The organism is Paenibacillus sp. FA6, from assembly GCF_051550225.1.
Lineage (GTDB): Bacteria > Bacillota > Bacilli > Paenibacillales > Paenibacillaceae > Paenibacillus_AQ.
Genome location: NZ_CP188820.1, coordinates 3,515,299 through 3,537,730 on the forward strand (window position 1 = coordinate 3,515,299; position 22,432 = coordinate 3,537,730).

Annotated in this window: 27 protein-coding genes, 2 tRNA genes and 1 other annotated feature; of the genes, 2 read left to right on the forward strand and 27 right to left on the reverse strand. The window is 42.4% G+C overall.

The genetic code is table 11. From position 1 onward, the window contains the following. Positions 1-142 precede the first annotated feature (142 nt). The 23 genes from pheT to ACP8HI_RS16560 all read right to left on the reverse strand — a co-directional run bounded on the left by pheT (position 143) and on the right by ACP8HI_RS16560 (position 18,897). Positions 143-2,593: a phenylalanine--tRNA ligase subunit beta gene (pheT, locus tag ACP8HI_RS16450; RefSeq protein WP_438347282.1), complete on the reverse strand. Its 2,451-nt coding sequence runs from the start codon at positions 2,591-2,593 to the stop codon at positions 143-145. Between the two features lie 24 nt (positions 2,594-2,617). Further along, the gene (gene pheS, locus ACP8HI_RS16455; RefSeq protein WP_438347283.1) at positions 2,618-3,652 is read right to left on the reverse strand and encodes a phenylalanine--tRNA ligase subunit alpha; all 1,035 of its coding nucleotides are present in this window, start codon (positions 3,650-3,652) and stop codon (positions 2,618-2,620) included. Positions 3,653-3,719: 67 nt separating this feature from the next. Beyond that, positions 3,720-3,982, reverse strand: a binding site (T-box leader). A gap of 95 nt (positions 3,983-4,077) precedes the next feature. Next, positions 4,078-4,410 carry a holin gene (locus ACP8HI_RS16460; protein WP_438351867.1) on the reverse strand — a complete coding sequence of 111 codons (333 nt, stop codon included), beginning with the start codon at positions 4,408-4,410 and terminating at the stop codon, positions 4,078-4,080. Between the two features lie 388 nt (positions 4,411-4,798). After that, positions 4,799-5,464, reverse strand: a complete 666-nt coding sequence (locus tag ACP8HI_RS16465) for an N-acetylmuramoyl-L-alanine amidase (protein WP_438347284.1) — start codon at positions 5,462-5,464, stop codon at positions 4,799-4,801. Further along, positions 5,461-5,730 carry a phage holin family protein gene (locus tag ACP8HI_RS16470; protein ID WP_438347285.1) on the reverse strand — a complete coding sequence of 90 codons (270 nt, stop codon included), beginning with the start codon at positions 5,728-5,730 and terminating at the stop codon, positions 5,461-5,463. The genes ACP8HI_RS16465 and ACP8HI_RS16470 overlap by 4 nt, the downstream gene beginning before the upstream one ends. Positions 5,731-5,750: 20 nt before the next feature. Further along, positions 5,751-5,999: a hemolysin XhlA family protein gene (locus ACP8HI_RS16475; RefSeq protein WP_438347286.1), complete on the reverse strand. Its 249-nt coding sequence runs from the start codon at positions 5,997-5,999 to the stop codon at positions 5,751-5,753. A gap of 82 nt (positions 6,000-6,081) precedes the next feature. Next, on the reverse strand, positions 6,082-6,222 hold the full coding sequence (locus tag ACP8HI_RS16480) for an XkdX family protein (protein WP_438347287.1): 141 nt from the start codon (positions 6,220-6,222) through the stop codon (positions 6,082-6,084). Next, positions 6,215-6,682 (reverse strand): hypothetical protein, encoded by a 468-nt coding sequence (locus tag ACP8HI_RS16485; protein WP_438347288.1) that lies wholly within the window; start codon positions 6,680-6,682, stop codon positions 6,215-6,217. Before ACP8HI_RS16485 ends, ACP8HI_RS16480 begins: the two co-directional genes overlap by 8 nt. A 16-nt stretch (positions 6,683-6,698) precedes the next feature. Next, positions 6,699-9,485: a pyocin knob domain-containing protein gene (locus ACP8HI_RS16490; RefSeq protein WP_438347289.1), complete on the reverse strand. Its 2,787-nt coding sequence runs from the start codon at positions 9,483-9,485 to the stop codon at positions 6,699-6,701. An 11-nt stretch (positions 9,486-9,496) separates the two neighbouring features. After that, positions 9,497-10,138 (reverse strand): hypothetical protein, encoded by a 642-nt coding sequence (locus ACP8HI_RS16495; protein WP_438347290.1) that lies wholly within the window; start codon positions 10,136-10,138, stop codon positions 9,497-9,499. Next, positions 10,131-11,303 carry a baseplate J/gp47 family protein gene (locus ACP8HI_RS16500; RefSeq protein ID WP_438347291.1) on the reverse strand — a complete coding sequence of 391 codons (1,173 nt, stop codon included), beginning with the start codon at positions 11,301-11,303 and terminating at the stop codon, positions 10,131-10,133. The genes ACP8HI_RS16495 and ACP8HI_RS16500 overlap by 8 nt, the downstream gene beginning before the upstream one ends. After that, positions 11,293-11,661, reverse strand: a complete 369-nt coding sequence (locus ACP8HI_RS16505) for a DUF2634 domain-containing protein (RefSeq protein ID WP_438347292.1) — start codon at positions 11,659-11,661, stop codon at positions 11,293-11,295. The genes ACP8HI_RS16500 and ACP8HI_RS16505 overlap by 11 nt, the downstream gene beginning before the upstream one ends. Beyond that, positions 11,649-12,035: a Gp138 family membrane-puncturing spike protein gene (locus tag ACP8HI_RS16510; protein ID WP_438347293.1), complete on the reverse strand. Its 387-nt coding sequence runs from the start codon at positions 12,033-12,035 to the stop codon at positions 11,649-11,651. Before ACP8HI_RS16510 ends, ACP8HI_RS16505 begins: the two co-directional genes overlap by 13 nt. Further along, positions 12,032-12,826: a phage protein gene (locus ACP8HI_RS16515; RefSeq protein ID WP_438347294.1), complete on the reverse strand. Its 795-nt coding sequence runs from the start codon at positions 12,824-12,826 to the stop codon at positions 12,032-12,034. Before ACP8HI_RS16515 ends, ACP8HI_RS16510 begins: the two co-directional genes overlap by 4 nt. Further along, the gene (locus tag ACP8HI_RS16520; protein ID WP_438347295.1) at positions 12,819-13,145 is read right to left on the reverse strand and encodes a phage baseplate plug family protein; all 327 of its coding nucleotides are present in this window, start codon (positions 13,143-13,145) and stop codon (positions 12,819-12,821) included. Before ACP8HI_RS16520 ends, ACP8HI_RS16515 begins: the two co-directional genes overlap by 8 nt. 17 nt (positions 13,146-13,162) lie before the next feature. Continuing rightward, positions 13,163-13,723: a phage baseplate protein gene (locus tag ACP8HI_RS16525; RefSeq protein WP_438347296.1), complete on the reverse strand. Its 561-nt coding sequence runs from the start codon at positions 13,721-13,723 to the stop codon at positions 13,163-13,165. Next, on the reverse strand, positions 13,723-15,867 hold the full coding sequence (locus ACP8HI_RS16530) for a phage tail tape measure protein (protein ID WP_438347297.1): 2,145 nt from the start codon (positions 15,865-15,867) through the stop codon (positions 13,723-13,725). Before ACP8HI_RS16530 ends, ACP8HI_RS16525 begins: the two co-directional genes overlap by 1 nt. A 43-nt stretch (positions 15,868-15,910) precedes the next feature. Beyond that, positions 15,911-16,048 (reverse strand): hypothetical protein, encoded by a 138-nt coding sequence (locus ACP8HI_RS16535; RefSeq protein ID WP_438347298.1) that lies wholly within the window; start codon positions 16,046-16,048, stop codon positions 15,911-15,913. A 13-nt stretch (positions 16,049-16,061) separates the two neighbouring features. Further along, positions 16,062-16,370, reverse strand: a complete 309-nt coding sequence (locus ACP8HI_RS16540) for a hypothetical protein (protein WP_438347299.1) — start codon at positions 16,368-16,370, stop codon at positions 16,062-16,064. A gap of 20 nt (positions 16,371-16,390) precedes the next feature. Next, a complete protein-coding gene (locus ACP8HI_RS16545; RefSeq protein WP_438347300.1) occupies positions 16,391-16,783 on the reverse strand; it encodes a phage structural protein in 393 nt (130 codons plus the stop codon). A 15-nt stretch (positions 16,784-16,798) separates the two neighbouring features. After that, the gene (locus tag ACP8HI_RS16550) at positions 16,799-17,803 is read right to left on the reverse strand and encodes a DUF3383 family protein (protein ID WP_438347301.1); all 1,005 of its coding nucleotides are present in this window, start codon (positions 17,801-17,803) and stop codon (positions 16,799-16,801) included. A 5-nt stretch (positions 17,804-17,808) separates the two neighbouring features. Then, positions 17,809-18,288: a phage neck terminator protein gene (locus ACP8HI_RS16555; protein WP_438347302.1), complete on the reverse strand. Its 480-nt coding sequence runs from the start codon at positions 18,286-18,288 to the stop codon at positions 17,809-17,811. A 243-nt stretch (positions 18,289-18,531) separates the two neighbouring features. Then, complete coding sequence (locus ACP8HI_RS16560) at positions 18,532-18,897, reverse strand: hypothetical protein (RefSeq protein WP_438347303.1); 366 nt, start codon at positions 18,895-18,897, stop codon at positions 18,532-18,534. Positions 18,898-19,187: 290 nt separating this feature from the next. On the opposite strand from ACP8HI_RS16560, the gene ACP8HI_RS16565 reads away from it, so the two are divergent. Continuing rightward, positions 19,188-19,610 carry a helix-turn-helix domain-containing protein gene (locus tag ACP8HI_RS16565; protein WP_438347304.1) on the forward strand — a complete coding sequence of 141 codons (423 nt, stop codon included), beginning with the start codon at positions 19,188-19,190 and terminating at the stop codon, positions 19,608-19,610. A gap of 17 nt (positions 19,611-19,627) precedes the next feature. Beyond that, positions 19,628-20,038: an ImmA/IrrE family metallo-endopeptidase gene (locus ACP8HI_RS16570; protein WP_438347305.1), complete on the forward strand. Its 411-nt coding sequence runs from the start codon at positions 19,628-19,630 to the stop codon at positions 20,036-20,038. A gap of 110 nt (positions 20,039-20,148) precedes the next feature. Here ACP8HI_RS16570 and ACP8HI_RS16575 read toward each other — a convergent pair. From ACP8HI_RS16575 to ACP8HI_RS16590, 4 genes are all read right to left on the reverse strand, one after another. After that, a tRNA-Gly gene (locus ACP8HI_RS16575) sits at positions 20,149-20,222 on the reverse strand. Between the two features lie 18 nt (positions 20,223-20,240). After that, positions 20,241-20,314: transfer RNA gene (locus ACP8HI_RS16580), tRNA-Pro, on the reverse strand. 150 nt (positions 20,315-20,464) lie between these two features. Next, positions 20,465-21,424, reverse strand: a complete 960-nt coding sequence (locus tag ACP8HI_RS16585) for an aldolase catalytic domain-containing protein (protein WP_438347306.1) — start codon at positions 21,422-21,424, stop codon at positions 20,465-20,467. Positions 21,425-21,854: 430 nt separating this feature from the next. Next, positions 21,855-22,259: a FeoB small GTPase domain-containing protein gene (locus ACP8HI_RS16590; RefSeq protein ID WP_438347307.1), complete on the reverse strand. Its 405-nt coding sequence runs from the start codon at positions 22,257-22,259 to the stop codon at positions 21,855-21,857. Positions 22,260-22,432 lie beyond the last annotated feature (173 nt).

Here is a 22,432-nt window from a genome sequence, read left to right on the forward strand (position 1 = left end):
GAATTCAGCCGGTCCTTCCGGTGCTGAAAATCCGACTTTTTGAACTCTCACTTATTATAGATTCTAACAAATTTTCCTATTAAAAAAAAGCCACACCGAATCTTTATGTCTATGGATTCGATATGACTATGTTCTATTCCTGCTATTTTCTTAATTCAGCACCAAAAGTTTCTTCTAATGCCGTAACAACTGTACTATGCAACGAAGTTATTTCTTCATCCGTCAATGTCCGCTCCTGATGGCGATATACGAGTGAAATGGCAACACTCTTCTTATTGTCACCTAGTTTACTACCTGTGTACACATCAAATACCTGTACAGTCTGGAGTAGTTCTCCTGCAATCTCACGAATCGTGGCAAGTAATGCTTCCGCTTCTGTGCTGTCATCTACGACAACCGCAATATCACGTTCAACAGCAGGATACCGTGGTAAATCACGATATTTGACCTCATAGTCGGTGTAATCAAATAGAGGCTGTAACAAGATTTCAGCCACATACACGTCTTCCAGATCACGATCAATTTGCAATTGAGGATGAACCTGACCCAGTGTACCTAGCAACATTTGTCCACCAGCACCGTTCTTCAGGTAGATTGAAGCAGAACGACCAGGATGATACCCTTGCGGCTGATTGGCTACATAGGTAACGGAATCCTGCACACCAAGATGATTAAACAACGTCTCAAGCGTTCCCTTAAGATCGAAGAAATCAACCTTCACCGGATTAACATTCCACTGTTTCTGACCTAAATTCCCACTAAGGAGCAAGGACAGAACGGGTAGTTCTTTCGGCTGTGTAGTCAAGAGCTCTTCTTTTGATAAGAATACACTCCCCATCTCAAACAATGCCAAATCCGGATGTTTCCGATTCACATTGTAAGTGGCAGCATCCAACAACTGAGGAATAATGCTCGTACGCAGAACACTACGTTCCTCACTCATCGGCATGGACAACTTAACCGGCTTGCTCCCTGTCGTTAATGCCGGGAATACGGCTGTCTGATCTGGATGGGTAAATGAGTAGCTAATCAGTTCCTGCCATCCTCCGTGAGTAAGCAATCTCCGTAATTCACGACGTAAAGCTTGAGGCTTCGTGTAAGCCCCAGGAATTGTCGGTCCTTCAATGGCTGTCGTTGGAATGTTATCATACCCATAGAGTCGAGCAATCTCCTCCATAAGATCAACATCGCTTGTAATGTCACCACGTCGAGTTGGAACACTGACCTCAATAACCCCTTGAGCCGTATCCGCACAATCAAAATCTAAGCGACCAAATATCGTTTTCACTTCAAGCATAGATAGTTCCGTACCCAAAATACGATTCAACTTATCAATCCCTAAAGCAATTGTTAATTCTTCAACAGATGTCTCGACAGATTCTACAATCCCTTGATGAATTTCACCTCCAGCAAAACTAGCCATAAGCGCTGCAGCCCTGTTCAATGCTGGAATAACTGCACCACGATCGGCTTCTTTCTCAAACCGAAGACTAGCTTCGGAACGAAGACCTAGCTGGCGAGAAGTTTTACGTACAATGCTCCCAGCGAAATGAGCTGACTCTAACAATATATTCACCGTTTGCTCTGTCACTTCAGAGTTAGCTCCACCCATAACACCTGCAAGTGCTACTGGTTTCACTCCATCGGTAATTAGAAGCATATGTGGTTCCAACTTACGCTCTTGTCCGTCCAAAGTGATCAACGTCTCTCCCGCTTTGGCGAGTCGAACATCAATGGCACCATTATTCAGCTTATCTGCGTCGAAGGCATGAAGTGGCTGGCCATATTCAAGCATGACATAGTTCGTAATATCTACGATATTGTTAATCGGACGTACACCCGCAGCCATTAAGCGATTCTGCATCCATTGCGGTGAGGCCTTGAGAACCACTCCTGTAATATAACGAGCAGCGTAGTGGCTGCAATAATCTGGCGAACTAATTTTTACCGATATATGATTAGCAGCTGCCTCGTCTATTTCCTGAGCCATATCCAATGGATCTGCAATGTGAACTTCACGACCTAGAATAGCCCCAACTTCATATGCAGCACCGTGCATACTTAAACAATCTGAACGGTTAGGTGTGAGATCGAATTCAAGCACATAGTCATCCAATCCGAGTACATCACTAATCGGGGTACCGATCTCTACAGAATGAGGTAGAACCAGAATCCCTTCCTGTTGATCCTTAGGCAATAACTTATCATTCAAGCCCAATTCCTTAGCGGAACAGATCATACCTTGAGATGGAACGCCACGTAGCTTCGCCTTCTTGATCTGCATGCCATCTGGCATTGTAGCACCAATCAGTGCAACTGGCACCTTCTGACCCGCTTCCACATTCTTCGCTCCACAAACGATCTGCAATTGTTCTTCCTGCCCTGCATCTACAATGCAGACATTCAACTTGTCAGCGTCCGGGTGCTTCTCTTTACTTACCACATAACCAACAACAATCTTGTTTACACCTTTATTGCGATTCTCAACCACATCTATTTCAATACCTGCACGTGTAATTTGCTCCGCTAGATCCTTTGCGTCCACGTTCTCTAGAGCAACGTAATCCTTCAGCCATTCCATTGATACTTTCATGATGATCCCCTTTCTTCCTTTAAATTAAATCCTTGCGAACTGCTTCAAGAAAGCCATATCACTATTGTAGAAATGACGAATATCGTCAATCCCATATTTCAACATCGCAATCCGCTCTACACCCATTCCAAATGCAAATCCACTGTATTTATCAGGATCATAGCCGCCCGCTTTCAATACTTTCGGGTGTACCATGCCACAACCAAGAATCTCTAACCAGCCTGTCTGTTTACATATACGACATCCACTTCCCCCACATTTCACACATGTGACATCCACTTCCGCACTAGGCTCTGTGAACGGGAAGAAACTTGGACGAAGGCGAATTTCTGTATTATGACCGAACATTTCTTGAACGAACTGCTGTAACGTTCCCTTGAGATCACTCATACGAATGTTCTCACCGATCACAAGACCTTCGATCTGATTGAACTGGAAGGAGTGTGTCGCATCATCATCATCACGGCGGTATACTTTTCCTGGACAGATCACTTTGACTGGCGACTCGCCATCCATGCTCTGCATCGTACGCATTTGCACGGGAGAAGTCTGTGTCCGCATCAATAATTCCTCTGTAACATAAAAGGTATCCTGCATATCACGAGCTGGATGATCCTTTGGAAGATTAAGTGCTTCAAAGTTATAATAATCCGTCTCCACTTCAGGTCCTTCTGCGATGTTATATCCCATGCCAATAAATACTTCTTCAATGTCTTGTATAACTTTGTTGAGTGGATGAACGCCCCCTTGAGGCATTCTGCGTCCTGGCAATGTAACATCAACTTTTTCTGCTTGCAGACGTTTCTCAGTCTCTTCTTTTTGAAAAGCGTTCTGTTTGTCTTCGATCACGGTCTCGATGGCAGCGCGAACTTCATTTCCAACTTGGCCTATCACTGGTCTTTCCTCCGCACTTAATGAACCCATTCCCCGTAAAATTTCAGTCAATGCGCCCTTCTTACCTAAATATTTCACACGCAGATCATTCAGCTGTTCTGGGCCGCTCACCTCTTGCAACTGGGCCAGTGCCTCAATCTTCAACGCTTCTAATCTCTCTTTCATAGCCTTTCAAGCCCCCTCAATTCATAATGTACAGTGTATTTAAAACAAAAAAGGCCCTTCCTCCCGGAAAAGGGACGAAAAGACCGTGGTACCACCCTTGTTAGAAAACATGCATCTAAACTTAGCAGCATCTCTTATCACTGCGTAGCTAAATACAAATCCCTCACTTTAAACGATGTAACGGATCGTGAACCGGTATCCCCTACTCAAGTTCAAGGAACTGCTCCGGAGGGAACTTCAGCAGCCTATTTCTGTAGAAACGCTCTCAATCAACTGGCGCTTCCTCCCTGTAAAGAGGCACTGCTTACTTTACTCCATCAATGCATTTTATTCATAACACTCATATGGATACAATTATATCATAATTGTATCCACTGGCAAGTTGTGTATTCGACATCGAATATTGAATTCAACCGATCCTAGCATTACTTTTTATCGTTATCCTTATTATCTTTATCTTTATTTTTATCTCGATCACCATTATCTATCGTATTACCTACTCGTTTATTGAAAGCTAACTCGAAAAAACCTGTAGCTGATAATCCTGCTAATCCCCCACCCCATAGCCTTTCTATCGTCTGTAAATCTGTAAAGGGGTAAAACGCTAGTCCCAACAACAGCCCGATAAGCACCCCCACTAGCGGAATAATTTTTTTAGGTAGATTAATGGTCGTCTTGACCAGTTGAACGACCGCCATCACGAATACAACTAATACCGAAGCAAACGAGAGGACATCATTTAAGCTCTGATTTATCATCATGGATCACTGCTCCTTTTCAAGACTAAATCGGGATTGAGCGAATTCGTTGTACAACTCTATAATGAGATTATGATTAGGAAGGGATTATCATTCATAGCAAAAAGGATCTAATCTGCACTGTCATGCAAAGCAAGACAATCTTATAACCTATTTTACGCAAAGAGAAAATTCCGTTACCAATTAGATTCGAACAAAACAACCAAACTACTTATGTACCTGGACACCAAGCAGACATCACGATTTAAGGTACATATCTAAACAAAAAATACCCCACCAGCCACTTAAGGTTGATGGGGTATTTAGCCGATGCTTGTGGATTCTTGCCGCTGTCTCCGATGTGCGATTGTATTACAATTCATTTGAAACATTCTATATTGGGATAAAATCACTCTGTAATCATAGCAGTCTTACTCTTATTTTCCCAAGCTGTCTTAACTCCAAGCGCATCTCCCACCGCCCGCAATGGGACATATGTTTTACCGTCCACTAACAATGCATCCTCGATCTTCTTTCCATATACAATTAGATTTGCTTTGACCACCAGACCTACTTCCTTTCCCGCCAGTTCTTTGGACACTCTATTTTTAAAATCTATCCAACCTGTCCACTTTCCATCATCGTACATCAGCCTTGGACATACCTTACCCGACCAATCCCAATGCCTACGCAACCTATCCACGTCCCAGCCACGCTCTTTTAACATATTGGCAATAAGTGCAACAGCAATATCTAGTGTCTTAGCGTAATTACCGCTCTCACATATCTCTATAGCAATGCTAGTTCGATTGCCACTTTTAGATCCGCTACCGTCTCCACTGTGCCATGCGCTCTCCGTTAAAGGTAGACACTCAATAGCCTCTCTCTCATCTATAACTATGTGATAACTGGCTTGTCGGTCGTTTGATGGATTCGTGAGCCAGTTACGCTCATTCGCTGCTGTGCTAGATAGATTACCTGTATTATGGATAGTAATAGTTGTGGCGGACATAAAGAGTCCAGGACGACGATTATATGCCATCCCTTTAGGTAAATGATCTTTGCGGTAGATCACTGCTGATCAACTCCCTTTCTGGCTTGCTTGACTAGCTGATTCCCGTAGACGGCAAACGCCCCGCACAATATACCTTGTATAACGGACTCAGAACTAAATCCTAAAATCCAGATCGTAAGCCCCACAGCAAATAAAGTAACTACGTATACAATAGACCAATCTGCTACTCTCGGCGTTTTCTTCAACATAATTCCAAGCACCCAGCATACAGCCACAACAACAAATAATTTGGGGTCAATTAAATTAAATATTACTGACCATTCCATATATATCATCCTTTCTATTCTTATTTAAGCCCACCAGAGATAATAAATGTAACAATCGCTAAAACAAAAGCCCCGGCAAATGTACGCCAGAGCCATGTTTGGTTATTCTCAATTCGATTAATTCGTTTGTGCGCGGAATCCGCAGACGACAAAGCCTTAACTGCTGTCTCACTTGCATTTATTGCCCTATCTAATTTGTCGTCCATGTTGTCCACCTTAGTCTCCACTCTGGTAATTCGTTGCAATGTCTCGGATTGCACATCGTCCATATCCTATCCCCCATATCAATATAAATAGCCCCCATAAAGTTATGAGGGCAAAATAAAGACGCCTTATTGGGCGCTATCGGTGTTATGCATATTGAATATCTGTAATTAATGTAAACTCTTCTGGAGTTATAACACCAAATGCTACATACTGCCTAAGCTGCGGTTCCTCGGCCCACTTCTTTTGGAAGTAATACTTCAATCTATCAAAATCGTTCTCAAACATTCTCTCCATCCCCTTCCGGTTTAATTTCTAGTGTTAAAACTCGCAATTCCAATCCGACAATGTGACTGCCCATTGCCTGATTCTGTTCTTTTATTTCCAACGATTCGAGTTCACGTTGTACAAGTTGAGATCCGATTTGATCGATACTTACCTGCTCTGGAGTTTTCGAGATCGGCTCCGGTTTTACATATTCCTCATCAATTTCTTCCTGATTCTTTTCCCGAATTCTCTCACCATCAAACTTATATGCGTTCGCATTTGCAGAGTATAATTTCCATTCATTCAGCGAGATCGAGATCGCTGTTTCCGGGATGTTGTCACCGTGAATGTCGTTGACATAAAATCCGATTATGTTTCCCTTCTTGTTAAAGTCTGCATAATATTGAGTGACTGGCGGGGTGTATATTGGTGGTTCTAAAGGTGTTAGACTCACTTCATCTTTTTCAAATATGCTGTCCACTGTTACTCCTCCTTTTTTAAACGCCTATTGCAAACCAAGTTATATTTCTAGGCCCCGTCTGTTCACTGTGTTTTATCGCTACTGCATGTAGAGTAACTCCTGTATATGTTACAACGGTAGCCTCACTATCTACCGCCATACCATTTACATGAAGGATGTTATTAGGAAATGAAACAGGGAAAGTAATTGTCAATCCTCCTATTGGAACTCCAACAGTTCCCCATTGAATAATCAACCCACTAGCAAGCCTTTGGTATCCATTTGCAGCCAAGCTTGCAGGATTATTAACTGTTGTCCATATCTCTACCCATGGGCCCCATATACCTGACAACTGTCGTCTGAAATACTTTTTGTCTGATTCATAAGGTGTAAATACTTGTTTTGCAAAATCATCACTAGTTGGGGTTTGGTTGTGATCGATATAGCCATTTGTTGAGTACGGCAACCCATCGAAATTATGTGTAACATAATACGATCCTGACTTCTTTATGTTGTTGACACCACGAACCCAAGAGGTAGATCCTCTGCTACTATCGCCGAATATGAAATTTTCGGGCTTCATACCACCGAAAAGTCCATTGTTTACTGAGAAAGAACGCTCAATATCTCTCAATGCACTATAAAAACTATTTGCATATGTGATTGTACTTGGATTGATGGGGACGTTGGTAGAATTTACGGTTACGTAGTTACCTCCACTTTCCAGTACGACTGTACCGCTTATCTGAATATCCTCGATAATAGGAGATGCCAATTGATAGAGCAGTTCGTATGGAGTATAGCCTCCTTGATCGTTTAACATTGTAGGAACGGTTAAAACGCCAGAACTAGAAATCAGTCCTCCGGAAGAGTCTATACGCCCCCATGCTTTAGTGCCTGTTCCGTTATAAGGAGCGCCCCAATTACTGTTTTCTGCCATCCTCCAACCATTAAAATATGCCTTTACCTCTTCAGCTGTTGGTGTGTATGCATCACCCCATCCGCTTTCTGCATTAGATACCGACAAGTATAAATAACCGTCCACAGCAAGAACTGTTTGGTCCTCGGCGCTCCATGTACCTGGGGCAATAGTTGTTAGTACTGCCCCATTAAACTTAGTGACCACCCCACTGAATGAATGACTATTTGGGGCTTGTGCACGAAAAACTTTATGCGAGGCTCCCGGTAGGGCTAGACTTAAAATCCAACTAAGTGATCCGTCCAGTACAGCCTTTTCCCACCGTTTAACCTTCTTCGGCTTACCGCTTACATATTCCAACAAATCTTTTACCGTACCGTTTATATTGCTGTGTAACTCGGTATAAGCAGTCAAGGACGTCTTACTTTGCGGTTTGAATGGTTTATCCGTTTCTCCTTTTATTAACATCGGATTCGTCCATGCCATTACTCCTGTTATTAAATCGGTGATGTAAGCTTCTATCATTAAAAATTTAGTTGTCGCGTCTACAGTTATTGTCTTTGTGCCCGTAAATACATTTTGCAATATGCCATAAGTTATCCCGTCTCTAGATCCATAGACCACGAAAGATCCACCACCACTGTTGACTGTGTAAGTCGTATCCGATTCCACTGGAATGTTTTTTGAAGAACTTGATTCCGCGGTACTTGTTACTGTTTTTATGTGTTTCAAACCGTATGCAGATACAATAGTTGCATTATGATGTATACGTATCCATTCACTAAACGGCGGCAATAGGTTATCCTGTGCGCTAGTAATAGTTACATCTTTAATTCCGTGTATTCCTGTTCCTACGTATGGATATTTAGCAGATACTTGCTCAGCCGTCATCGTGTCTATTGCAATATACTCCGCCTCGGATAATTCATACAAGCGAATATTATCTGCATACGCATATTGACCAGGCGCCCCTGATACACCAATCGACAAATAAGATTGAATGGTAGTTGCAACTGCGAACTTTTTATAAATGAAATTAAACTTAGTTGTGTCTGTTACTACTGGCGTGTGAATCCCGCCAACATTAGGCGCGGTTAAGTTCACACTTGTGGCATTTCCGTTTTTAACGTAACCCGCAAGAAGATACTTTCTTCCTGCTAGGAAATCAAAATAGGCTCCTGCGGTGCTTCCCCGTGTCGGGAACCCCGTCTGAATCGTTACTTTCGCTCCATAATTTCCTGATACCTTATTGACGGCATCCAATGAAGCCGTAGCCCCTTGATACAACCCGTTTACATTGAGTTTTTCAGCATTTTCGCAACTCCCAGCGTCTCCGTACATGTTAATCAGCGTCCGCCCTTCAATCTTCGGAAAAGCAATAGCTGGGGCCTGTCCGCCTTGAATAACTTGCGTACCATCTTTGAGTACAGCTGAAAGTTGTGAATCGTTGCTTAATTCATTGTGCAATAGTCCTACAGCTTTCTCTGTAGCTGCTACGTCCTCACGTATACCGTCCGTGGCATTAGATAGTTGGACATGTCCTTTTGTTGTTAATGTCGCATCTTCCGCCGTATGTGTAGTAAGAGTGTCATTTACAATTTTAACTGCCTTTGGCGTAGCCGACTCCGTCTCTGACGTGCTATCTACAGCGCTGTTTAGTTGTGTAATTCCTTTTACGGTCAATGATGCATCATCTGGAATAGCTTCCGCTATTTTTTCATCCACATATGTCTTCTCCGCTGCCTTCTCCTGTAACTCCTGAAGTGATTCAGCCGTCAGGTTCATGAACCAGTTCAACCACGCTGCAGGCGGACGATCTTCTACTTCCCAACCTGCAATCCTCTTAGACTCGGGAGGCTCGATCCCTATTGCTCCCCACTCTGGTGCTTGTTTATTAAATGCCATGATAATCCCTCCTATATCGGTAATTCGTAATCATTGCCTGGTACATAAACTTCTCCAATCGTGCCACCTACGGTCATATCTGGATCGGATAATCCAAATTCGTCCCGTTGCAACCCTTCATAAATGGAAGACAGCCGAAATGTGCCTGCTAATTCAATCTGAGCAATACTAACACCAGCAGCTGCTGTCTTCTGAATAATCTTCGCGAATTGTAAAGGTGACATTCCCACCTCATTCAGTCTTTTCATGGGCATGCGAATTAACGAGAGTGATGCTGCTTCCGGCTCGTTCGGATCGCTAAATTTTTCTTTGATTTGAATATCTTTATAATCACAATCTAAAGCTAAAGCAAGCACTCGTATAATCGTGTTAATGTCTGTTTTCGATAGATTTCTTGCTATCTTGGACTTTAACAGCACCCTGTACACCTCATCTGTCGCGGCACCACGTGGCTGAATGACATTCTGACCGATACGATCCAATGTCGTCCCTTGAGCTTTATCAATGTCCCGCCACTCGCGAACCTTCTCGAGAGAAGTGTTTAGCTCTTCCATTTGAGCATAGAGAATACCGATTAATTTACCGATATTGCTATTCGGATTTTTGTTGAACACATCTGTGAACCGCGATAGCATATCCTTCATACTAAACATGACGATTCACCACGATGTCCTTAGCACTAATCTGGGCGACTTGATAGCGCTCTAAAGTGACGTTATCCTCTTCCAGCACATCGTCCTTACCCATCTTTAACGTAAAATCCTCTATGCCCTCAATTTGATCTATTACGCTGACCAGCTTTTTGTATACGGCTGATGCACCCATCGATAATCCGCTGTAGTAACTGCCTCCATCTTCCCCACCAATATAACGAACTATCGCTGATCGAATCTGTTCATCCCCATCTGCCGGATACTGTTCATTAGTCGTCAGATTGACAAAGACCTGCAAGATCACTTCTTCCGCGCGACTGAACTTCACCTCATGCCCGTAGCCACCAATATCCAAGACCGTCTTTACAATATCTCCATAAGACTCAATACCACCCGCTCCAGTTGAAAAGATGGCTTGTGCTATCTCATCATCATCCCCACCTAACACATAACATTGATAGGTATGAGGAGGTCGCCCTGCAACGTCCGGTTCGTTAGAGTAATTCTGGATGACTGTCGCTGCTCTGACCGAATTAATCCTAAGCAATGCGCCAATTAGAGCATCAATCGTAGCCGCACCCCCACCAGCAACCGACTGAGTAAATAAATCACGGAATTCTAAGTCCGTCATTTTCTCTCGCCCAGCCGTGGCTGGCACGATATTCGTCACACCTGTAACATCCGGGGTTGGATTCACAATGACGATAATCGAACCCGCAGCAACATTCCCGGCCTGACCTGCTTCTACAGCTTCCACAGGAACCGTCGCTATGCCAGTACTATCAAAAGTTATATCTTCCGTCGTGTCGAAATAAACCTTCGTCTCGGTTGCAACACGGAATCCTTGTGCCAACGTATGACCCGATGTTCCTGTCAATTGAACAGTACCCCGAGCATATTGATCCAATACGCGAGTAATCCCTACGTGGGGACCCAGCCGATCTAAGCTACTACCTTCTGCACTATTTATATAACTGTTGTTGTATACGTCCTCTGCTGTCACCCACAACTTAGAGAGAAACCATGCAAAGATACGCAGAATAATTCCTAACGGCGATCTTTCGGAAGTGTTCACCTTTTCCCCAAATGTCTCTTTCGCCTTGTCATTCATCTCTGCAAATAAGTCCTCGAATCGTCTGCGCTTAAACCCTGTTCTATCCAGCACCAATACTCACTCCTTCCGCCTTAATCCGTTCTCCCTCTGTACTAGTAGCATCGAATGTTACCAGCAACGTCCGAGATTTCGGGTCAATTGTGAATTTAATTAGATCCACAGACTGAATTCGTTCTTCCTGCATCAGTCCCTGTATCAATTCATCACGCATGTCTTCCTCGTTCAACTGTCTCCCCAGAAACTTAGAGAATGTAATTCCCATATCCGGATTCAGAAACCATTCACCTTTATTCGTTCCAATTCCAATGTGACAGCATTGAGCGACTTCCTTGGCCCCCTCTACCACCACTAAATCGCCTGCAATATTCATTAGAATATCTCCGGTCTCACTTAACTTTAAAGACTGCATCCAAACACCCCCACAATGACAGCATCATTCACGTCATGTCTTCGTTCTGTATCTACGGAAGCCACCTGCCCATTCAGAGCATTCTTGATTTCTCGATCCGCACACACGACGTATACGGTATCCCCAGATTTAAGAGCTGGTCTATAGACCTGTTCTATCTCATTAACTTTGAATCTATGCCCTAGCGCAGGTACACCCTGAATCATGGCAGGTTCACCATCGGAAGTTCGAACCAACGGCTGCACATCGGCCTTACATGTCACTTCATCAAATGAAATGACACGACATGGGAAGCCCACATGAACTGCATTCAACTGGTGAACCATCATCTGAGCAATGACTTCAGACAATGTTGAAGCCGGATCATTTCTCACATGATAGCCTCCATTTCCGTAGTGAAATCCCCAGTGCGACTAATATGATGTGTACCACTCCGAACATATAAGCGCCCTTCAAATTGTGAACATGCCAGATCAACAACAGAAGCCGTTGTTATACGATGCTGTAATTGTGATTTGAGATTAAATCCTTTGAACCCACCCTCTTCAAATCGTTCTGGTGTCCCAATTAAGCCCGTTGCTTTAGCTAAGCGAAACACATGATCTCCTCCACGGCGCAAACTTCGCACATACAACTTTCCTTTATTAATAAAGGCGGATGTACCACAGTCTTTCGCAACCTTAGTAATAATCTCGATGACATTCCCCTTGGCTGTGTAACCCTCTTTATACTGATAGTCCACATTCAGGTCCATTTGAGCTATAGCTAGATTTATGACTTTTGCCATTTGTTTGATGATGTAGCTAGCCGATGTGTTCCTTGCAAATGCGGTTTCATTTACTTCTTTCTTATCGTAATTCTTATCCTCACTATCTAACACAAAGATCGATGTTACCTTATCTACACCCTCCCATTGTGTCTGGACCTTCGATATATAGCCCTGTAGCATAAGACCCACATCTCCACGATAACCACTATTCATTTGCAAGAGCGCACCATACTTCATGTTGTTCAACGTCTTATCCGATAAGTTCCAAATCTTAATTTCACTCTCATTCGGCAAAATATCAACATCAAAAGGAATGGTTGCTTCCATTGTAAAATCCTCCATACTGAATTTACGATTGGCGACGATCATCTCTGCAACTCGTCCAAAGTTAGCCATCCTCTTCCTCCCCACTTTCAATGACATATAAAAAAACACTCTCAGAGAGTGTTTCCCATGTTACATCTATACTGTTCTCAGATTCGTCGTATGGAATGATCGAGACCTTAGGGAACCTGTGATCCATGACGTCATAAAAAAGGGGCATCGCATAAATTAGTTTCTCACCTGCAATTAACACTTCCCCATCTCGTTCTAGATCGACCGTAAAGAAATCGTAATCCTCGTTATAATTCACTTCAAAGGTAAAGACCTCGTCTGCAAGCGAAAGATCGAACCGATACGGAATAAGATTCTTTTCAATGTCTATATAGTTCATATTCCCTCCTCCTCCCTTTACATCTCCATTTCCCATGGAGTCCCTTTCTTATGTTTCGATTTCGTCACCTTTGGTTTAGACGTCACCTTGGTTGGTTTCTTCGAATTACTAGAATCACTAGAATTACCGCTACTAGCCTTAGTTGTAGAACTCTTTTTACTTTGAGGTTGTTTAACTCCGGCGTTGGCAGCCTTGGCAACTTGTACTTTAACCGGTGTTGGAAGTTTCCCCACATAAGATGAAACTGCAATTCGAACTTCCTTCATCGTCAATGAAAACGCGAATCCGTCCTTAATCGTATGGTCATGCTTAGGAGAGAACCCTGAGAGTAATCCAGTAAACATAGTTCGACCCGAAAAACGAACTACCTCTCCTCGATCCTGAGCCTTCACGATCATCGCCCGTGTACTATCCGCATTGTCACCAACAATAATGCCGCTAATAGAAAGTGTCCGGGCTTTACGTTGAACATGGTCACTGAGGTCAATATCCCTCTCCACAGGCTGATCAGTGATATCCACTTCAAAGCTCGGGCTCTCATCCTCAACTAAGATGTAATGACCGTTAAGAATAGCCATTATCCACTCGCCCCCAATCCATTACGTCTCAGCACGCTTTCCAATATTTTTTGAACTTCTTGGGCAACAACAGCACCCATATTCTGTGCATTTGGAAGCGTACCAGTACCGCCTTCCACAGTGACAGGGACGGTTACATTAATAGAGACTCCACCATTACTTTGTGCTACTCTAGCTGGATAGCTTCTTGCTGGATCTGCGGATGAATAAGCTTTGTTCTCCGCAGCCGTCATGACTCTTTCACCCTTGTGGAGTTCAGCGATGAAACCATCGAAAGGAACATAATCTAGTCCTACGGCTAAACTTTGATCTATAGCAGGACCACCGATCCTTCCTGCGTTGCGAACAGCTGGAGAAGCAGAGCCTTTAGGAACAGTAGGAATGGTTGGAATTAAAGGAATGTTCACGTTAAACTCGTGACCACCTAACCAATCTGGCAGCTGGAAGCTAAGTGCACTATTCACTTTTACGATCATATCATTGAGTATGCTTACTACTGCGTTGACTCCCGTTTTAAAGTTGTTAGTTACCCCATCCCACATATCAGTTACAACTTGATGTATCCCTGCCCCAACTTCAAGCATTACTCTCAAGAGCTCATCCCAATTTCCTGTAAAGAAAGCTACAATCATCTCCACTGCTGAAGATACGATCAACATAATACTATCCCAGGTAGCTTTTAGAACAATACCAATACTGCTAAATATCGCTACAGTAAATACTGATAGTTGATTCCAATAACTGATTACAAAAGCGATAAGAGCAACAATGGGAGTACCAAATACCATTAACAAACTAAGTCCCCAAGTCCTTATAAACCCCATAAACGCAGTTAGTCTTTCCGATACCCAAGTCCATATCGCACCCCAGTTTTTAACAATCAGGATAACACCTGCTATAGCAGCTCCAACAAGTACTGCAAGTCCTATAATGGGAAGAAGTGGCGCTATCATTCCCCATCCAGCAACAGCAGCTCCCCACATAGCAGGAATCATGGCCACTAGAAGAACTAGCGCGACACTCCCAAGAGCTGGAGCCAGTACATCAATATGATCAATAAAGAACCCTACTGCGTCAGAAATAAGTTCCAGCACGGGTAGCAATAATAATCCCATTGGAACTAAAATTCCTGTTTCAATTTGCCTTCCCATTGTTTCAAGCGCTTCTCCAGGAGATTCAAAATTTGTCTGATTCATCTGCTCCATCGTATCCTTCGTCATATCAAACTGGCTTCTCGCTGTTCCCATAGCAGCAATAATAGGAGCATCCAATGTCTTGAATTGATCTCCCATTAGAGCCACACCTATAGAATTTCGCTTCAAGGGATCTTCTATCTCGGAAAGCATCTGCATTATTCCTGAGAACGACTGCTTCGCTTGAGGTCCACCAGCGGTAAAAGTGCTGATCATTTGATCTGCATTCAGATCGAGAGATTGAAATGCCTTTCTCGTTTCATCTGATCCACTGGTCGAAAGTATACTAAATTGTTCAATCGCAGCACCCACTGTATCTAGACTAAGCGCACCATCGCTTGATCCAGCAGCCAAAGTATCAAACATTTCATTAGCGGTAAATCCTAACTCCTGAAATGGTTTAGAATATTGATTAGCCGTCTCTACAAGCTTACCTGATTGATCTAATCCACTTTGTGCTCCTTGCGCTAATAGTCCCATAGATTGTTCGGAAGTTACGCCAAAAGCTTGCATCATCGTATCTGCAGTCTTTACAGATTCAGTGACGCTATAACCAAATGCTTCCTCTAATAATAAAGCATTCTTGGTCGTATTCTGTAAGTCATCTCCGGATTGCTTCGTAATCTGCATCGTTGTTGATATCGCGCTCCCCAAATCTTCCCACGACTTACCGAAATTCTGATTGTATAAATTATTTGCAACGCCCTCTGTAGCTTTCATCTGTGCATCGGTGGCACCTGTCGCTTGTTGAATCGTCGTCATGGCATTTGAATATTCATCTGCTGCGGCCATTGCTTTCTTCCCTAAAGATATACCAGCATTACCTACAACGTTTAGTTTTTTGACCAAATCCGTTAACTTAATCGTCTTCTTCTCAGCTTCTTTCAGTGCAAAGCTAACAACTTTGATGTCAACCTCATAAGTGAGATCACCGATCTTTACATCAGCCAAATAAATCACCTCATATGAAAGAAAGAGTACCCGAATGGGGTACTCATTTCTTATTCATTTCCTTTTTTTGATGCTCCATATAAAGATCCAAAGCCGCATTCGCTTCTGCTAGATCATCATGATCCATCTTATCCAGATCACTATATGAAATTTTCATATCCGATAACATCAAGCGCCACATATGCCAATTTTCTTTAGCTTTCCTGCGAGCTTCCGCCCTGCTTATGGTCATCCTCTTCACCGTCCTCGTCCTGACCCGAGATAAACGAGTAAGCTGCATTGATGACTTCGGTATATTCCTTATAATTCGAGAAATCATCAATTTTCATTTTGGGATTAACGACAACGTGCTTCAGCACTTCTTCGGCCAGACGCTCCTCAAGAACAACACCATGCTTGTTCATAGCTGCATCCTTAATTTTGGATACTGTACGTACACCTGGATGTTGGAACATGTACTCCTTCTCCAATGCTTTAGATGTATAATTTTTCTGTTTAAACATGAATGATCGTCTCCTCTAGTTTACTCGACCACATGGTCAAGACATTGAATTTCATACTGGCGGTCTTCCGCTTCATTGCCATAAGTGCGTGTAGCCGGCTTTTTAACAAAAGCTTGTGTCACTGTAATTGTTTCCTTAGGCTCGCCATTGAAAATAATCGAGATCGGCACAAGCTTGCCTGTACGTGCAATCTTGTCTAGGAATGCAACCTGTGGACTGGTTGGAAATAACGTCAAGGTGAGCGTACCCAATGGGTTATTCACCTTTGTCATTACAACGTCACCCTGAGAACCTACTTTTGCTGTTTGCGCATCCTCATCCTTCTCAAACTCCACCATATCCTCTGAGAATCCAGTAATATATACCCCATCAATCGTCACAGTTAGGTCCATCGGATCATAAGTTGTTGCCATAATTATCTCTCCCTTTTATAGCTTAATAACGCCGCTTATTTTAGTTTTGTGAATGGCTCCTGATAATTCAAATGAGAATGAACCATCATTGTATTCCCGCTTCTCACGATCCGCTGGGTCCACTTGGGAACGTGGCTTAAAGGTTGTGCTATATAACGGTAGACCTTCATCATCTTGAGCAATCATGCCGTTCATATCCGCTCGCTTCAGCACAGTCTTAACTTCGCCCTCAATCTGAGAAATTCCAGTATTATCGTAGCGAACCTTATCCTGTCGATTGAACAGCTTCTGTACAGCAAGTTCGATACTTTGCGTAATATAGTCCTGGGAATGAATAATATCGATATATTCACCACTTACGGTCTTGCCTTCACTTGTAACGTCATCTCCTGCTTTGGTGACATACGAATTCGCACCAAGATCATGAATATTAAGTAATTCCGTTGTATCCATATCGACAGGTATAATTCCACGCACCGTTAGGTTCTTCCATGTCAGAGCGCCAGGCGATGTTGATGCTGCTCGACCGGCCCACGCTGCTTCGGGAAAATTAGATACATCTTCATGATAGAAAACGGCTGTACGCGTGAATTTCTTAGCCTTCATTGCAGTAAGGGTTTCTTTATCACTACTACGGGCAATATACATCCGCCTACCATTCTGTTCTACTGCCTCGGCAATAGCTGTCATATCAGCAAGCTCGGTAGAAGTAGATAGAAGGAAATACCAATCCTTAGTAAATATCTTTCCTACCAAATCCTCTAGCGTTTCTCCTACCGTTTTATGAAGCATAATGGCAATTTCAGCTGGTGAATGATCACCCTGATTCAAGAGCGCATAAGCTGCCTTATACACTTCAGTATTCTCTGCAAAATCCTTCTTAACGGCATCTAAATCAGCATACTTTGTATACTCCATCCCACTTACGCTCTCACCAATAATCATCGGTTTGCCAAAACCGAGTTTAGGTGTTGGACGCTGAATATCAATCGTTACAGTTACATCATTTCTTACTGACAAAGTCCTCAACTCCTCTGAATTTTTGTTTGTTCGATCCATTCTAAATCTGATTCCAAGATATCCAGCGTTCGGAACTCCACGTCAAATCCTTCACGACGCTCCCATACCGTACCGTTCTGAATATCTCTATTGCTTACTGATCCTACTTTCGCTACAACCACATTAACCTTTTCTTTCAGTTCTACATGTCCCTCCGACTTAAACCATTCCCGGGCAGTCCAAGCATTCTGTGTGCGGATTGCCTTGTCGTCATCGAAAGATAAGAACGTCATAGTGAAATGTACCGTCTCTGTCTTAACGAGCTTATTTCCCACTTGCATAACGACTGGAAATCCACGACTATTATGGAACACATCTGAGAAATCGCAGGTGAGCAATGCACCTTCTGGATTGTCACCCGTTCCATTTGTCACCATAACTTCCTTACCAACATGAGTAGATAACCCCGCGATAATAACAGTACGAATACCCTCTAATGCAAGCATAGGACCCTCCTTTCTTCGAAACTTTAACTTATCTAAACCATAGAGTGGTCTTACCTCTGTTCCCCCGCACCGCACCCTTGACGATTCACGTCTAAGGTCAATGATCTGACCCACAGCACAGCCGAGTTCTGCAACGATAAGGGGTAGCAGATACACCCGAGAGTGTTCCTCTCTATGAATCTACTATATCTTCGAACTTCCGCCAGAAGACTGTCACGTTGCCGCCAGCTTACCGTCATCGTTCTAAATCACTCCCCAAAGTTTCAAGCTTTCTGTAATCATGGTTATACCCTTCTCCAGCCTACGATCTACAGTCCTCTCACTCATGATGCTCCGAAATTGTATAGATGTAAGAACATAACTCCTTGACTTGAAATACCTATGGTCTATAATGCGTTTCACTTCATCATCTAATATAAGGGAGTGTGCTAGTTGAACATGCTCAACTAAATGCTTATACGCTTTACTTACTTGCTGCTCTTGTAGCGTTAGCTCCTGTTTATAGGACAATCCCGTAACCATTTGACACATCTTAGGGTAATCTCTCAATAGCGCTTTCGTAGCTTGCTTGTCATTTTTAGTAACTGCCGATAAAACAGAGTTCATCATATAACCTCCTACAATTCGTATTGATATAAATGATCTAATGGTATTAAGTGAAATTCCAATACTTACCTTGTGTAACTAATGTAAGGTAATCACGACATTTTGTAAAAGCTCATATTAGGCTAAATTGGAGCATTCCGGGTTGATTTTGTAGCCTTTATCGTTAATTCACGACTATTATCTTGTGTTTACTGGTATACACGACATAAAATAGTATTGTATATCCGTCTTTACATGGTTATAATAGGTTATACATGTCGGTAATCCCGACAATAGATGAGGGAGTGGACAAGGTGAGTATCGGGGATCGAATCAAAGAACAACGCAAATTAAAAAAACTTACACAAGCTGAGCTAGCTGAACAAGCTAACTTGTCCCGCTCCTATTTAGCGGATATCGAACGGAATCGTTACAATCCTAGTGTAGAAACGTTGAAATCCATAGCGAACGGACTTCATATCAATCTCTCATTACTGATTGAGGAACAGGCCTATGACGCGAACACATTACCCGAATGGGCAACATACAAGGATAAAAGAGACTTTAAGAAGATGCTCGAAGATGATGGGGAATTGATGTTTGATGGAATACCACTTAACGGGGAAGACAAGCGCAAAATTAAAGATGTGCTCACGGGATTGTTTTGGGAGGCCAAGCATATGAACAAAGAAGCTCGTAGAATAGGTCAAGAACAAAAACAAAATAACAAAGACTAACGGTTAGGGTGAATGCTATGGATGAACTTGTTAATAAACTTATTCGCAAATATAAAACGAATGATCCCTTCGCCATCGCCCTCAACATGAATATTTCTATTCGTTATGCTGATCTTGGCAATCATACGCGTGGTATATATCATAGGACCCTTCGTCGGAGATTTATTGTATTACATAATCAACTTTCTCCGGAATGGCAACGTTTTATTTGTGCACATGAATTAGGTCATGATCGCCTTCATAAGGGGATTAATCGTTTCTTCATAGATGAGCATTCTTTCTTTCAAGCGGGGAGATATGAACGACAGGCTAATCGATTTGCGGTTCATCTTTTAACGGCATCCGATACCCTTTTGCCAAATGAATCCATACAACATTTCTTACAACGAAATCATATACCTGAAGAAGTGTATCCATTCTATTATTAGCTTGTTTCGCACGCCCAAAAATAGAACACACGTTCCTTTCTAGCAATATTAATGTGAAAATAAGAAACAAAAAAAGCCCTTGATTACCAAGGGCTTCGAAGTTGTATATTTGGAGCGGGTGATGGGAATCGAACCCACGCTATCAGCTTGGAAGGCTGGAGTTCTACCATTGAACTACACCCGCATAAATAATAAATAAAGATCGGGACGACACGATTCGAACATGCGACCCCCTGGACCCAAACCAGGTGCTCTACCAAGCTGAGCTACGTCCCGTTATGTATCTTACTTCAATAAAAATCTTTAAGAGTACGAGAAATAATATAACACGAATTCGTATCCATTGCAAACAATATATTACGAATAGTTATTAAAAGGCGTGTCCAATAATATTCTTATTGGATACGCCTTTATAAATTCATTCATTTATTTCTGTTCGAATGTCACTTCAGGAGACATTAATTTATCATAGAAATCTGCTGATTTATCTTTATCTTTCGTCGATCTTAAAGCCATCGCAGATCGTGGATGCTCATCGAGGGATCCCGTAATCATGTAAGGGATGATATATCCCCACTCTTCCTTTTCACGTAAAGGAATCATGAGTTGTTCGATCACATCTAGTACAGGACGCAGCTTGTATTGTGTGTTCTTTAATTGAGAAACAAGTAGCTCTGTAGGACAATTCCCTGCTGCACGACCCATACCGTACACGGATGCATCTAACATTTCAACACCGTACTCCGAAGCAAGCAATGTGTTGGAGAACGCTAGTTGAAGGTTATTGTGAGCATGAATACCAAGACGTTTATTTGGCAAATGAGTCTGAAATTTCTCTACCAAAAATTTAATATCTTTATGATCCAAACTTCCGTAAGAATCTACAACATAGACTACATCAACGACACTCTCTTTAATCATCGCGAATGCTTCAATTAATTCATGTTCCATCACATTGGATAGAGCCATAATATTTATTGTCGTCTCATAACCACGATCATGGAATGTTTGAACAAGCTGAAGTGCTTTATCAACATCCTTGACGTAACAAGCTACACGGATAAGATCAATCATACTCTCTGACCGGTCTGGAATATCGTTCTCATCCACACGTCCGATATCGACTAACGCAGATAATTTCGTAGTTCCTTTCTGAGGAATGACTTTGCGAAGGAAATCATCATCTAGGAATCTCCAAGGACCTGCTTGCTCTGCGCCCTTAAGCAATTTAGGAGAGTTCTTATATCCAATCTCCATATAGTCAACACCAGCTTCATTCAAGCCTGCATATAGTTTCTGGACAAATTCAACACTGAAGTCCCAATTATTTACTAGACCTCCGTCACGAATGGTACAATCAACAATTTTACTTTGATTCAACTTCATATTTCTGACTCCCCTCACCTATACAATATTATCTCATCATACTAGAATGACGATCTCAATGTAAAGGGTAAGCGCTGTATTGGGATCTATTGTTCCGTGTCACTATGTACACAAGAGCAATTCGGTTTTTTTGATGTGGACATCCCGAGTATGGACTTTCACCCCTATGAAGTCTCCGAATATTCCTCATAACAATAAAACAATCATATAATGACGGAGGCTGCAAAAATAACTGTTCCAGCCTTCTTGATAAATCCTTTTCTGCGATCCCACATACATAATGAGTAGAAACAAAGGAATAGCTAGAATGCGATGGGTTAAGATTTTATCTATTTTATCAGAAAGAGTGAGCCCATCGACATTCATTGTCATATTGTTGTTCCAATTGTTCGCGTGTCGCCTTGATTGCCCTTGTAAGCTCTCGATCACCTTAAATTGTATCTACAACACTTTCAACATCTTCAAGCAATCTAACCGCTGCCCAGCGCGTTGGAAACATCTGTTCAAGCTTAGGTGCAATGAGTTTACCTAACTCCTCCAGCTTCCGTTCCATTTGTGCATCGAAAATCGATATTAATTCGGTAGGAGAACCTATTGTCGCAACTTGGGCCAATTGAAGTACCTTCTCAATCTGGTCGCCTCTGGACTCCAGAGCGTCCATCATATTAAGAGCAACAACTACGGGGAGTCCAAGCTCAATCAGCTGTGTAGTTAAGTAAAGGTTTCGCTCAATAGTCGTTTCATTCACAATGTTAATAACCACATCCGGATTTTCTTCCAACATATAATTTCTAGCAATGATTTCTTCTAATGAGTAAGGAAAAATAGTTGTCAAGACTAAAGTTAAAAGTGACGATAACGATAAAAAGTAGGGTTTTCTAGTAACTAGTAGTAGTTACTGCAACTAAAGTTAGCTTTAGGGGGATTTGGTCAAATCTAAGTGTAGTTATTTGAACATATAGAAGGGAATGGGATTGCAGCGAGTTTACGCTTCAACCTCATTCCCTT

Coding starts and splice junctions, on each gene's coding strand:
- pheT (WP_438347282.1), bottom strand. CDS start 2,593: ATGAAAGTATCAATGGAATGGCTGAAGGATTACGTTGCTCTAGAGAAC.
- pheS (WP_438347283.1), bottom strand. CDS start 3,652: ATGAAAGAGAGATTAGAAGCGTTGAAGATTGAGGCACTGGCCCAGTTG.
- ACP8HI_RS16460 (WP_438351867.1), bottom strand. CDS start 4,410: ATGATAAATCAGAGCTTAAATGATGTCCTCTCGTTTGCTTCGGTATTA.
- ACP8HI_RS16470 (WP_438347285.1), bottom strand. CDS start 5,730: ATGGAATGGTCAGTAATATTTAATTTAATTGACCCCAAATTATTTGTT.
- ACP8HI_RS16475 (WP_438347286.1), bottom strand. CDS start 5,999: ATGGACGATGTGCAATCCGAGACATTGCAACGAATTACCAGAGTGGAG.
- ACP8HI_RS16480 (WP_438347287.1), bottom strand. CDS start 6,222: ATGTTTGAGAACGATTTTGATAGATTGAAGTATTACTTCCAAAAGAAG.
- ACP8HI_RS16490 (WP_438347289.1), bottom strand. CDS start 9,485: ATGGCATTTAATAAACAAGCACCAGAGTGGGGAGCAATAGGGATCGAG.
- ACP8HI_RS16495 (WP_438347290.1), bottom strand. CDS start 10,138: ATGTTTAGTATGAAGGATATGCTATCGCGGTTCACAGATGTGTTCAAC.
- ACP8HI_RS16505 (WP_438347292.1), bottom strand. CDS start 11,661: ATGCAGTCTTTAAAGTTAAGTGAGACCGGAGATATTCTAATGAATATT.
- ACP8HI_RS16515 (WP_438347294.1), bottom strand. CDS start 12,826: ATGGCTAACTTTGGACGAGTTGCAGAGATGATCGTCGCCAATCGTAAA.
- ACP8HI_RS16520 (WP_438347295.1), bottom strand. CDS start 13,145: ATGAACTATATAGACATTGAAAAGAATCTTATTCCGTATCGGTTCGAT.
- ACP8HI_RS16525 (WP_438347296.1), bottom strand. CDS start 13,723: ATGGCTATTCTTAACGGTCATTACATCTTAGTTGAGGATGAGAGCCCG.
- ACP8HI_RS16535 (WP_438347298.1), bottom strand. CDS start 16,048: ATGTGGCGCTTGATGTTATCGGATATGAAAATTTCATATAGTGATCTG.
- ACP8HI_RS16540 (WP_438347299.1), bottom strand. CDS start 16,370: ATGTTTAAACAGAAAAATTATACATCTAAAGCATTGGAGAAGGAGTAC.
- ACP8HI_RS16545 (WP_438347300.1), bottom strand. CDS start 16,783: ATGGCAACAACTTATGATCCGATGGACCTAACTGTGACGATTGATGGG.
- ACP8HI_RS16555 (WP_438347302.1), bottom strand. CDS start 18,288: ATGCTTGCATTAGAGGGTATTCGTACTGTTATTATCGCGGGGTTATCT.
- ACP8HI_RS16560 (WP_438347303.1), bottom strand. CDS start 18,897: ATGATGAACTCTGTTTTATCGGCAGTTACTAAAAATGACAAGCAAGCT.
- ACP8HI_RS16570 (WP_438347305.1), top strand. CDS start 19,628: ATGGATGAACTTGTTAATAAACTTATTCGCAAATATAAAACGAATGAT.
- ACP8HI_RS16585 (WP_438347306.1), bottom strand. CDS start 21,424: ATGAAGTTGAATCAAAGTAAAATTGTTGATTGTACCATTCGTGACGGA.